The organism is Streptomyces canus (assembly GCF_030815415.1).
Lineage (GTDB): Bacteria > Actinomycetota > Actinomycetes > Streptomycetales > Streptomycetaceae > Streptomyces > Streptomyces canus_F.
This window is the reverse complement of sequence record NZ_JAUSWW010000001.1, coordinates 3,108,449-3,120,398: the sequence shown is the minus strand read 5'-3', so window position 1 is coordinate 3,120,398 and position 11,950 is coordinate 3,108,449. Positions and strand designations below refer to the sequence as shown.

The 11,950-nt window shown below is 71.7% G+C and carries 8 protein-coding genes; 4 read left to right on the top strand and 4 right to left on the bottom strand.

Annotated elements, in window-relative coordinates:
- Window positions 1-5 precede the first annotated feature (5 nt).
- Entirely contained in the window at window positions 6-953 is a 948-nt protein-coding gene (locus tag QF037_RS14205; RefSeq protein WP_307025208.1) for a bifunctional riboflavin kinase/FAD synthetase, read from the top strand.
- A gap of 74 nt (window positions 954-1,027) precedes the next feature.
- On the opposite strand, the gene QF037_RS14200 is transcribed toward QF037_RS14205, so the two are convergent.
- The 3 genes from QF037_RS14200 to eccE all read right to left on the bottom strand — a co-directional run bounded on the left by QF037_RS14200 (window position 1,028) and on the right by eccE (window position 7,498).
- Window positions 1,028-5,032, bottom strand: a complete 4,005-nt coding sequence (locus QF037_RS14200) for an SCO5717 family growth-regulating ATPase (RefSeq protein WP_307025206.1) — start codon at window positions 5,030-5,032, stop codon at window positions 1,028-1,030.
- 358 nt (window positions 5,033-5,390) lie between these two features.
- Window positions 5,391-6,176: a hypothetical protein gene (locus tag QF037_RS14195; protein WP_373463956.1), complete on the bottom strand. Its 786-nt coding sequence runs from the start codon at window positions 6,174-6,176 to the stop codon at window positions 5,391-5,393.
- Between the two features lie 5 nt (window positions 6,177-6,181).
- On the bottom strand, window positions 6,182-7,498 hold the full coding sequence (eccE, locus tag QF037_RS14190) for a type VII secretion protein EccE (RefSeq protein WP_307025202.1): 1,317 nt from the start codon (window positions 7,496-7,498) through the stop codon (window positions 6,182-6,184).
- Between the two features lie 199 nt (window positions 7,499-7,697).
- Between eccE and eccB the strand changes: the two genes are divergently transcribed.
- The 3 genes from eccB (at window position 7,698) to QF037_RS14175 (ending at window position 11,085) form a co-directional block, all read left to right on the top strand.
- Window positions 7,698-9,221, top strand: a complete 1,524-nt coding sequence (eccB, locus tag QF037_RS14185) for a type VII secretion protein EccB (protein WP_307025200.1) — start codon at window positions 7,698-7,700, stop codon at window positions 9,219-9,221.
- Window positions 9,222-9,289: 68 nt separating this feature from the next.
- Window positions 9,290-10,516, top strand: coding sequence for a type VII secretion-associated serine protease mycosin (mycP, locus tag QF037_RS14180; RefSeq protein WP_307025199.1), 1,227 nt, complete (start codon window positions 9,290-9,292; stop codon window positions 10,514-10,516).
- Between the two features lie 134 nt (window positions 10,517-10,650).
- Window positions 10,651-11,085 (top strand): hypothetical protein, encoded by a 435-nt coding sequence (locus tag QF037_RS14175; protein ID WP_307025197.1) that lies wholly within the window; start codon window positions 10,651-10,653, stop codon window positions 11,083-11,085.
- Between the two features lie 28 nt (window positions 11,086-11,113).
- On the opposite strand, the gene QF037_RS14170 is transcribed toward QF037_RS14175, so the two are convergent.
- Window positions 11,114-11,317, bottom strand: coding sequence for a hypothetical protein (locus tag QF037_RS14170; protein ID WP_307025195.1), 204 nt, complete (start codon window positions 11,315-11,317; stop codon window positions 11,114-11,116).
- Between the last annotated feature and the right edge of the window lie 633 nt (window positions 11,318-11,950).

Here is an 11,950-nt window from a genome sequence, read left to right as displayed (position 1 = left end):
TCACAGTGCAGCGCTGGCGTGGCTTGGAGGACATCCCGGAGGACTGGGGACGCAGCGTCGTCACCATCGGCTCCTACGACGGAGTCCACCGCGGACACCAGCTGATCATCCGGCATGCCGTGGAACGCGCCCGTGAGCTGGGCGTTCCCGCCGTCGTCGTCACCTTCGACCCGCACCCCAGCGAGGTCGTCCGCCCCGGCAGCCACCCGCCCCTGCTGGCCCCGCACCACCGCCGCGCCGAGCTGATGGCGGAGCTGGGCGTGGACGCGATCCTCATCCTGCCCTTCACGACGGAGTTCTCGAAGCTCTCGCCGGCCGAGTTCGTCGTCAAGGTCCTGGTCGACAAGCTGCACGCCAAGGCGGTCGTCGAGGGCCCCAACTTCCGCTTCGGCCACAAGGCCGCGGGGAACGTGGAGTTCCTCGCCGAGCAGGGCAAGACGTACGACTTCGAGGTCGAGGTCGTCGACCTGTTCGTGTGCGGTGAGGCGGGCGGCGGGGAGCCGTTCTCCTCCACCCTCACCCGCCGACTGGTCGCCGCCGGCGATGTCGAGGGCGCCCACGAGATCCTGGGCCGCCCGCACCGGGTCGAGGGCGTGGTCGTCCGGGGCGCGCAGCGCGGCCGCGAGCTGGGCTTCCCCACGGCCAACGTCGAGACACTTCCGCACACCGCCATCCCCGCCGACGGCGTCTACGCCGGCTGGCTGCACGCCCAGGGCGAGGCGATGCCGGCCGCGATCTCCGTCGGCACCAACCCGCAGTTCGACGGCACCGAGCGCACGGTCGAGGCGTACGCCATCGACCGCGTCGGCCTCGACCTCTACGGCCTGCACGTCGCCGTCGACTTCCTCGCGTATGTGCGCGGCCAGGCGAAGTTCGACTCCCTGGAGGCCCTGCTGGAGCAGATGGCCGAGGACGTCAAGAAGTGCCGGGAGCTGATTTCGGCGGCCGAGTAGTCGTTCGTCCCGTTCCTACGACGCCGAAGGGCGGCCGGTGCTGGTGAGCACCGGCCGCCCTTCGCTTGTGCGGGCTACTGCTGCGGGGGCGCGGGCGGGTACGGCTGCCCGGGCTGTCCCGGCTGCGGGTAGGGCTGGCCGGGCTGCTGGGCCTGCTGAGGGTATGGCTGGGCCTGCTGAGGGTACGGCTGAGCCTGCTGCGGATAGGGCTGCCCCGGCTGCGGGGCGTACGGGTGCTCCGGCTGCTGAGGCTGCTGCGGGTACGGCTGCCCGGGCATGGGCTGGCCCGGCATCGGCGGGGCCGCCACCGGGGGCGGGTTGCCGTCGCTGGTCCACAGGCCGTGCATCTGCTGGTGGCGTACGAAGTCCTCGGCGACCATCGCCGCGAGGTTGAAGTACGACTCCCGGACCTTTGGCCGCATCATGTCGAGGTCGACCTCGGCACCGGCCGCGAGGTGTTCGTCGAAGGGCACCACGATGACACCGCGGCAGCGCGTCTCGAAGTGGCTGACGATGTCGTCCACCTTGATCATCTTGCCGGTCTCGCGCACCCCCGAGATGACGGTGAGGGACCTCGACACGAGATCCGCGTACCCGTGCGCCGACAGCCAGTCCAGCGTCGTACTCGCGCTGCTCGCACCGTCGACGGACGGCGTCGAGATGATGATGAGCTGGTCGGCGAGGTCGAGCACACCGCGCATGGCGGAGTAGAGCAGACCGGTACCGGAGTCCGTCAGGATCACCGGGTACTGCTTGCCCAGCACATCGAGGGCCCGCCGGTAGTCCTCGTCGTTGAAGGCCGTGGACACGGCCGGGTCGACGTCGTTGGCGATGATCTCGAGCCCGGACGGCGCCTGGGAGGTGAACCGGCGGATGTCCATGTACGAGTTGAGGTACGGGATCGCCTGGACGAGGTCACGGATGGTGGCCCCGGTCTCCCGCCGCACCCGGCGGCCGAGGGTACCGGCGTCCGGGTTGGCGTCGATGGCGAGGATCTTGTCCTGCCGCTCCGTGGCGAGGGTCGAGCCGAGGGCGGTGGTGGTCGTGGTCTTGCCGACGCCGCCCTTGAGGCTGATGACCGCGATGCGGTAGCAGGAGAGCACGGGCGTACGGATCAGCTCCAACTTCCGCTGCCGCTCGGCTTCTTCCTTCTTCCCACCGATCTTGAACCGGGAGGACTGAGCGGCGGGACGGCCGCTCTTCGCCTTCTGCTTCTTGTTGTTCAGCAGCCGGTCCGAGGACAGCTCCACGGCAGCGGTGTAACCGAGCGGCGCCGCACCGGGGTTGGTCATCTGCCGCTGGTCGTGCTGCATGGGCTGCGGCCAGGCGGTACCGGTGCGGGGGTCGATGGGGGGCTGCGGCGCCTGGGGTGCCTGCGGGGCGAATCCCTGCGGCTGACCGTCGGGCTGGACCTGTCCCTGCGGTACGCCCGGCTGAGGGTGCGGCTGGCCATCCTGCTGCGCGGGCGGCTGCGGGAAGCCGTAGCCGCCGGGGGCGGGCGCCTGCGGGGCGTTCGGAGCACCGGGGTGGGGGAAGCCGTAGCCGGCCTGGGCGTTGGGAGCGGGGGCCGGAGCTCCGGGTTGCGGGAAGCCGTAACCGGCCTGCGGACCCGGGGCGGGCGCCGGTTGGGCGTGCGGGTCCGAGGGGGTGGGGGCCGGGGGCTGGCCCTGCTGGGGGAAGCCGTAGCCGCCTTGGGCGTTGGGGGCCGGGGGCTGGCCAGCGCCGGGTTGCGGCTGGGGGTTGGGTGCGGGGGCTCCGCCGGGCTGCGGGAAGCCGTAACCGGCCTGCGGACCCGGGGCGGGCGCCGGTTGGGCGTGCGGGACGGAGGGAGTGCCGGCCGGGGGCTGACCCTGCTGGGGGAAGCCGTAGCCGCCCTGGGGGTTGGGGGCCGAGGGCTGGGGAGGGGTCGGCTGGGCAGCGCCGGGCTGGGGGGCGGGTGCGGGGGCTCCGGGCTGGGGGAAGCCGTAGCCGCCTTGAGGCTGGGGAGGGGTCGGCTGGGCAGCGCCGGGCTGGGGGGCGGGTGCGGGGGCTCCGGGCTGGGGGAAGCCGTAGCCGCCTTGAGGCTGGGGAGGGGTCGGCTGGGCAGCGCCGGGCTGCGGGAAGCCGTAGCCGGGCTGCGGGTTGGGTGCGGGGGCTCCGCCGGGCTGCGGGAAGCCGTGACCGTCCTGCGGGGCGGGGGTGGTGGGCGGCTGCTGGGCCGCCGGGGCGCCGGGCTGTGGTGCGGCCGGGGCGGGCGGCTGGTTCCAGGCGGCGGGCGCGGGCTGCGGGGCCTGCGGCTGGAAGGGCGGCTGCTGCTGCGGTACGGGCGGGTGGGGCTGCGCGGCCGTCGGCTGCGGGGCGGGTGCCGCCGGGGCCTGCTGCTGGGGCTGGGCCTGTGCCGGCCACTGGGCCGCCGGGGCGGGAGCGGCGGGCTGGTACGACGGCGGCAGTGGCGGCATTCCGGCCTGCGGCGCCGGCGGGGGAGTCCAGGCGGGGGGTGCGTCCTGCGGGGCGCTGTCCTCGGGCGTGGCGTCCGCGGGGGCGGTGTCCTCGGGCTCGGCGTCAGCCGGTACGGGGTCGGCGGGCTCCGCCGTCGCGGGTACGGCGTCCTCCGGCTCGGCCTCGGCAGGCGCCGCGTCCGAGAGCTCCGCGTCCTCCGGCTCGGTGGCGGTCGGCTCGGCGGCGGCCTCCGGAAGCGCGGTCTCCTCCGCCTCGGTCTCCTCGTCGGGACCGGCGTCCTCGGGCTCGGTCACCGCGGGCTCCGGGTCCCCCACACCGGCGTCGGTGTCCTGGGACAGCGAGGTGTCGTCCGCGGCAGGCTCCGTGTCCTCGGCGGGGGCCTCCTCAGAAGCGCCCGGGAACGCCAGGACGTCGGCGTCGGCGTCCGTGTCGTCCTGCGCGGCCGTCCCGTCCGGCTCCGCGATGTCCTCGGCAGCCGGTTCGACCGCTTCCGCGATGTCGTCGTCCGCCTCGTCCGCCGCATCGGCACCCGGGGTGTCCGCCTCGGCATCCACCGACGGCTCCACGACGGCATCCTCGGCGGAGTCGTCGGCAACGGGCTCGTCGGCAACGGAGGAATCGGCACCGTCGGCCTCTTCGGCCACCGCGGCGCGCTCCGCGATCTCGCGCTTCAGCGAGGCCGCGGAGAACCGCATCGTGGCGCCGCTCTCCAGGTCACCGTTCCCGGACTCCGGCTCCTCGTCCGCCGCCGCAGGGGCAGGCGGAGCCGCGGGCGCGGGGAGGGTGAAGCTCGTCGGGGGCGCGGCGGGCGGCGCTGCCGGGGCGGGGTCGGAGTCCGCGGCGACCGGCGGCGTCACCGGCGTGGGCAGGGCGAAGCTCGACGGGGACGGCGCGGGTGCCGCCGGAGCGCCCCACTGCGACTGGAACCCCGGAATGTTCGGCACAGCCGCCGGCGACCCGGCATCCGGGGCCGGCGACTCGGACTGCTGCGGCTGCGCGGCCTGCGGAGGCTGCGGCTCGAACCCGCTGCCCGCCGGAAGCCCGGGCACCGCACCCGGCCCCTCGCTCGACGGCGCGGGCGGCTGGAACGGCGCACCCGGAGCCGGAGCCGGAGCCGTAGCCGGAGCCGGAGGTGTGAACGGGGCCCCGGGACCGGAAGACGGCGGCGCCGGAGGCGTGAAAGGCGCCCCCGGACCGGCAGCGGGCGGAGTGAAAGGAGCACTGGGACCTGGCGCGGGCGGCGTGAAGGGAACGCCCGGACCCGGCGCCGGAGGCGTGAACGGAGCCCCGGGCCCCGCAGAGGCACCCTGGGGACGCGAATGCGCGGGAGGCGTCAGCCCCGGCAGGGAGGAAGCGGACCAGTCCACGGGAGAGGGCGCGGCACCGGGCGCACCGGAACTCGGCGAACCGGCCCCGGCCGCACCCGCCGTACCGGACGAATCCACCCCGCCGGACGACGCGGCCGAGCCACTCGAACTCTCCCCTCCGCCCGAGCTCTGCGACGCGTTCTGCGTGTACCAGGCAGGCGGGGCGTAGTCGATGGTGAACTCGCCCGTCATCTCGACGGAGGTCTCCTCATCGGGCTGGTCATCGCCGGGTGTGGCCCAGCCCCCGCGGATCCCGTCCCGATCGCTGCTCACAATTCCTCCTGGTGTGGTCGAGCACCCTCATGCCGTGCCGGGGCGACCATTACTTGTCGTCCTGAGTCGTTCGAGGTCGTCCGATCCATCGGCTCTCCCCCCTGGTGACGCCGACGCCTGCTCCACGGGTCTGGCGTAGCGCCCGGTACCAGCCTAATCACCACAAGCCCCACCCCGGCAGGGCCGTCCACCCCTCCGCGTCCGTCCATTGCGTCACACGCCAGCTGAAATCGGCACGCGCGTTCGACATGTCGACGGTCAAAACGGCATATAAAGGCGAGGAATTGGTGCAAGGGTCCACGCAATGGGAGAGACGAAACGGCGCTAACCGCTCAATACCGCCCAGATGTGCGCAGGTTCAGTCCATCCTCCGTGGCGTACCCAACAATCCGATCTCGGCGTCGGTCGGCTGCGTCATCACATACCGCCGGTCACGGTCGGCACACCACAGCGTGACGCCGTCGGCGAGAGTGGGCAGAGCCTCCACGTCGGCCAGAGGAAGTGCCATCGCGCGACCCAGCTCCACGGCCTCGTCCGGTGAGATCCGCTGCACGCCGACGAGCCGGGCCTGCCGGATCAGCCGCGGGGCGACGGGACTGAGGTACGGCAACAGTGTCAGCACCGACTGCCACGGCCCGGATACCACCCGTCCGCGCGGCGGTCGCATACCGCAGTCCCGCACCACAAGCACCGGCGTACCGGCCGAAGCCCCCTGCGGAGGCACCCGACCGACCTCGTACACCGCCAGCCCGTTCTGTCCCCCGCCCATGGCGTGCACCATCTGCAACCAGGCCTGTGGCCGCCCCGTCTCCACGGCGACTCGCGCACCGGTGGCCGCCGCTCTGAGGGCCATGACCTGCGCGGTCCACAGGCCCCCGATGAGGAGGATGTCGTAGGGCGTCGGCCGATTGACCCCGAGGACCGCAGGCCGCCCGTCGCTGTCGACGCCTATGACGACGCCGTCGTCGCCGATCGGCAGGGCCAGGGCGTCCAGTTGCTCCACGGGGACGGAGTGCCGCGCGTGCCGCGGACCGATCAGCCCGAAGCCGGTGCGCAGCAGTGAACGTGCCCGCTGCCGGGTGGCGGACTGCGGTTCGCCGTGACCGTCGGGCGCCTGTCCGGCTCGCGTGGTCATCGTCGGCATCGTCCTCATCGGGCACCTCCGAGGGGCAAGGTGGCGAGCATGCCGGGCAGTTGTTCCCGGTCGAGACGTGCGAGCCCCGCGCCCGTGTGCCGGGCGGCGGTCTGCAACGCGCGGCGGGCGGCCACGAGTTCGTCGTCGCTGCGCCCGGTCACCCGCAGGTGCCCGCTGACGGACACCTCCTGGCGCTCTCCGCGCGCGAGGGTGAGGCTGAACGTGGTGGCGAGCGCGGGGACGGCGGTGACCAGCGCAAGGAACTGGGGCAACGACGGGGCTCTCTCGCCGCCCAGGGCGGGCCACCGGCGGACCCAGTACGTGGTGTGCCTGCGGTTGTCGCAGCGCCAGCTGCGGCCCGACTCCTCGGTCCGTCTCTCCCGCACCTCCGTTCGCCCGGCCTCCGCCGTCACCAGCGGATTGGCGCACGCCGACGTGGCGATGGCGGAGATCAGCTCCTCCTCGTCGAGGACGGTCGTACGGAACCCGCTCCCCGTCAGTCGGCTCGCGAGGTGATCGGCCGCCCGCAGAACACACTTCTGTGCCCCGAGGAGACCACCGCCACGTGCGGCCACGGCCTCCGGGCACAGCTCCGGGTCGAGCTTCAGCGCGATCCACGTGATCCGTACCGCCGGCGCACCGGTCTGCTCGTGCAGCGGCGCGTAGTTGGCGACGGCCACGGACTGCTGGGGCAGATGGATCGCGGGCGCGGGCTGCGTGTGCAGCACGATCTGCGCCGACTCCAGTCGGATTCCGTCCACTTCGAGGGCGTCGTGCACCAGCGCGAGCGGCAGCGGCTGCCGACTCCGCTCGGCCCGCAGTGCGGTGGCACCGGCTTCCACCAGCAGCACGGCGGTGACGAACGTGCCGTCCCCGACCATGCCCACCGGACGCCGGTCCCGGCTCCCGTACGTGTAGGTCCGCAGGCTCGGATCGCACTCCACGGCCGGTGCGAACCCCGGCTCGGTGCCCGGCGGCAACTGCGTACTCGCGGCCCGCCGCTGCCGCGCCCGCAACGCCCGCGCGGTGGCCAGCCATTCAGGCAGAGAGCGGCCGCGGCGACGGACGAACGAGAGCAGCACCAGGCAGACGGCGACGGCGGCTGCAGGCACCAGCGCCACCGGACCGATGGCCCAGCCGACGAGCAGGACGGCGAACGCGACCTCCACGAGGACCAGGCGTTGCAACCGGAATGCTCCGCCCTGGCCCGAACGCGTCCTGAAATGAAGCGGGCTCGGCGCCGACGGCCGCTGAGCCGGTCCCGGCCGGGGCGCTGCGGAGCCCTGCGCCCGCGTCCGGCCACGGGACCGGGTACGCGTTCCGGAAGCCATCACTCCATCCCCCCGTTTTTGCTCACAACTCACTGGAACTTCGGCACTGCACAAGGCCTTTGAAGGCCCAGGCACCCTACCCGCCCCACAAGTCTCTGCAGATACCAGGCATAGTAGGGGGCCGGTCTGACAACGGAGCCGCGGAACTGCGTCACCCGCGAGCGCGGACCAGGGACACACGGGGGAGAGACAGTCACAGATGGCATCTCGGCGGGACCAGCTCAACGCCTACACCTTCGCGAAGCGCCGTATGCTCGCGGCCTTCCTGCAGTCGTCGTCGGACGGCTCCGAGGAGGGGGCACCCCGGCCGCTGCGCGCGGTACTGCCCGGCGTCATCGTGGGTGTGATCGTCATGGCCGTGTTCGGGGCCTGGGGCATGTTCAAGCCCGCCGCCCCCAAGGGCTGGGACACCCCCAACGCCAAGGTGATCGTCGCCAGCAAGTCGACCACCCGGTACGTCGTGCTGAAGACCGACGGCAAGATCCAGCTGCACCCGGTCCTCAACATGGCGTCGGCCAAGCTGCTCCTCAGCGAGGGCCAGGGCGAGGTCGTCACCGTCTCCGAGTCCGTCCTCGACAGCGGGAAGATCCCGCACGGTGTCACCATCGGCATCCCGTACGCCCCCGACCGTTTGCCGTCCGCGTCCGAGGCCGGCAGCGACAAGCGGTGGGTGGTCTGCGAGCGTCCCAGCGCGGGCGGCCGCTCCATCCAGAAGGCCGCGCTGGTCCTCGCCTCCCGCGACATGAACGCGACCGAGAGCAAGGGACGCCTGACGGGCGGCCAACTCCTCTACGTCCAGGCCCCGGACGGCAAGCGCTACATCGTGGACGCGAACGGGACCTCGTACGGCATCGACAAGGGTGACGAACTGCTCCTGCGTGCCGTCGTCGGATCGGGCCGCAAACCCCAGTCGGTCTCCGACGAGTGGCTGGCGACCCTGCATCAGGGTGACCCGATCGCCTTCCCGGAGATCACCGGCGCCGCGGGCACGGCGGCCGGCGCGCCCGGTCAGCTGGACGAGGCGACCGACAAGGTCGGCATGGTGCTCAAGGCGTTCGACAACAACACCGAGCAGTACTACGTCGTACTGCCCGGCCGTGTCGCACCCGTATCGGCCTTCATCGCCCAACTCCTGCTGTTCAGCGAGGACCTGGCCCCGCTCGGCCAGGCCGGCCAGGCGAAGGAGATGAGCCCCGGCGCGATCGTCCCCGGCAAGACCTTCGGCACGGAGCGCAACTGGCCGACGGCCGACCCCGCGCCCGTCAACGAGGCGTCGGACGCGACCGGCAGCCGCAGCACGATCTGCAACGTGCTCCGCGACGTGGACGCCGACTCGGGCGCCACGACCCTGAGCACCTGGGTGGGCACCGACTTCCCGAAAACCCTCGCCACGGGTTCCTCCAGCGGGTACGTCACTCCCGGATCCGGCCAGTTGTTCCGCCAGTTCAAGGGCAAGGAGACGAAGGCCGGCCCGGTCTTCGTCGTCACCGACACAGGCCTTCGCTACGTCCTCCAGTCCAACGCGGACAGCGCCACGGACGACGCGGGCATCGGCGCCACGGCCAAGGAGCGTGAGCAGCCCCAGCAGGAGGCCCAGCAGGCCCAGACCCGCCTCGGCTACAAGGATGTGGACCCGGCACCGATCCCCGCGACCTGGTCGGCGTTCCTGCCCACGGGCCCACGCCTGTCGACGGCCGCGGCACGCCAGCCGCAGGGTTCGTGAGGGGGAGTCCGACAGTGCTTCGTACGACACGTGCGACGCGTGCGACCGGTGTGGCGCGTACAGCGTTGGTGGCAGCCGCGGCTCTGCTGACGACGGCGACGGCGACAGCCCTCGCGCCCCCCGCGACGGCCGCGGACAAGCTCCCCTACTCGGACCAGTGCACGTTCCCCAACGGCCTGTACCCGGGCCGCCCTTGGTCCCTCCAGCGCGTCCAACTCGACGAACTGTGGCGCCGGTCGAAGGGCGAAGGGGTACGGGTGGCGGTCATCGACACCGGCGTAGACGTCAAGAACCCGCAGCTCACCGCCGCGGTGGACGCGGCCGCCGGCATGAACCTCCTCCCGAAGAACCTCAAGGACGACAACGGCGACCCCGTCGAACGCGGCAAGGAGAACGGCACCACCGACACCGTCGGCCACGGCACCAAGGTCGCCGGCATCATCGCGGCCCGCCCGGCGAAGGGCACCGGATTCGTGGGCCTGGCCCCCGAGGCAAGAGTCATCCCCATCCAGCAGAACGACGCGGAGGGCCACGGCACCGCCGAGACCCTGGCCACGGCCATCCACCACGCGATCGAAGTCCGGGCCGACGTCATCAACATCTCCCAGGACACATCGAACGCGGTGAAGCCCACAGCCCTCCTGGAACAGGCGGTCAACGCGGCGCTCGCGCAGAAGATCGTGGTCGTGGCCTCCGCGGGCAACGACGGCCTCGGCGGCAACGTCAAGAAGACCTACCCGGCCTCCTACCCCGGCGTCCTCGCCGTCGCCGCCTCCGACCGCAACAACGAACGCGCCGCCTTCTCCCAGTCCGGCGACTTCATCGGCGTCGCCGCTCCCGGCGTCGACATGGTCTCCACGGTCCCCAAGGGCGGCCACTGCTCCGACAACGGTACGAGCTTCTCCGCACCGTATGTCGCCGGCGTCGCGGCCCTGATCAAGGCCAGGCACAAGGACTGGACCGCCGCCCAGGTCGTCGCCCAGATCGAACAGACGGCGGAGCGCACGTTCGCGGGGCACGACCGGCTGGTCGGCTGGGGGGTGGTGGACCCGGTGCGGGCGTTGACGGCGGACGACGAGCCGATCGAATCCCCCGACCCTCAGGAGGGCCTGGGGAAGGCCGAGGCTCCGACCGCCGCCAAGTTCCAGGTCGGCGAGACCCCGGACGAGCGCAACGCCCGGCTCGCCACGTACGCGGTGGTGGCGGCGGTGGTGCTGGTCACCGGCCTTGGAGGTACGGCGGTGGCGATCAGGGACGCGCGGAGGCGGGCCCGAAGGGTCGCGGGCGTGGATTAGGCAACTGATGTTGTCGCATATGGCAGTTGGGACTGTCGTAGGAAGTCATTAGAGTAGTCACGCATGTTGCTGTAGTGACCACTTGAGTGCGTGGGCTGCCCACGACGGCAACAGCCAACGGGGAGGGTGGCTTCGTGCTTCCTGCAGACATGGACGGAGGCGCCGCCGACGTACGGCGTGGCCTGATGGCGCTCTCGACGTTCAAGAAGCGCGTCGACGACCTGCTCGCGGCCTTCGAGGGCTCGGCGGGCGGCGCGTCGAAGGTCGCGGCGCACGGCTTGCCGGCGAGCGCGTTCGGCCTGGGGAACTTCCCGGAAGCGAAGACGCTCCACCTGGAGTACGAACGCGTCCACGAGCGCATCACGTCGCTCTCCAAGTCGCTCGGGCTCCAGCTGGAGGCCATGCAGATCGCCGTGCACGGCGTGGACGTCAGCTTCGACAACCTCGAAGAGGAACTTCGTTACCGGTTCCACGAGATCCGGACCGAGGTCAACCAGGGGCGCGACGAGATGCTGCACGAACAGGTCAAGCGCGACAACAACGCCGACCACACGGACGCGGGGTACTGATGAGCGGGGACGGGAAGGGGCCTGGTCACTACCAGCCGGAGCACCAGGATGCCGCCCAGCAGAACGGCACGCTCGACGCGGTCATGGGGGCGACCAGGATCAACCCCTTCGGCGGCAACCGGGGCATGCACTTCGGCAAGACCAGCTTCGAGGGCCACGACCTCAACCAGATGATCGACATCGTGGAGTCCGCGAGTCCGGAGCTGATCGAGAGCGCGGGTACTTCGCTCATTGACGCCCGGGACGCCATCAACGACGCCGCCAACGAGCTGACCCGCAGCCTGGGCGACGTCGACTGGGAGGGCGAGGCGCACGGCGCGTTCTACAAGTGGGGCATGGACCTGGTCACCACGGCGCTCGATCTTGCCGGCTATGCCGACACGGTGGGGACGCAGGTGATGGCCGCGAGTTCCGGGCTTGCGTCTGTGCGTAAGGCTATGCCGCCTCGGGACGGTCGGTCGGATCCGAAGAGCGTTGCGGACATTCCCGAGGCCAAGCGGGTCGACGGTAATGCCGAGTACTCGGCGGCTGTGAAGGCGGAGGGGGACCGGCAGGAGGCGATCAACCAGATGTATCGGTTGGCGTCGTTCTATTCGGTTTCTGCGGGGAGTATGCAGGCGGCTGAGGAGCCTGTGTTTCCTCCGATGCCGGATGTGGGGGTGCCTCAGCCGCCGCCGGAGTTTGGCGATCCGAGGACGCCGACGCCTGGACAGGAATCTATCTCGTCCCTGAGTAATTCAGGTAGCACGCACAAGAGCACGCTGGACACCGGGGTGGGAGGGGCGCATTCCGGTGATCAGTCGCTGTCCCACAAGAGTGCGGGTGCATCTGCCACGTCACCGGAACCGCACGTCGGCACAGAGAT

Excerpts from the sequence above, each read along its gene's own strand:
- eccB (WP_307025200.1), top strand. The coding sequence starts at position 7,698 with ATGGCATCTCGGCGGGACCAGCTCAACGCCTACACCTTCGCGAAGCGC.
- QF037_RS14170 (WP_307025195.1), bottom strand. The coding sequence starts at position 11,317 with ATGAGCGAAGTACCCGCGCTCTCGATCAGCTCCGGACTCGCGGACTCC.
- eccE (WP_307025202.1), bottom strand. The coding sequence starts at position 7,498 with ATGGCTTCCGGAACGCGTACCCGGTCCCGTGGCCGGACGCGGGCGCAG.
- QF037_RS14195 (WP_373463956.1), bottom strand. The coding sequence starts at position 6,176 with ATGCCGACGATGACCACGCGAGCCGGACAGGCGCCCGACGGTCACGGC.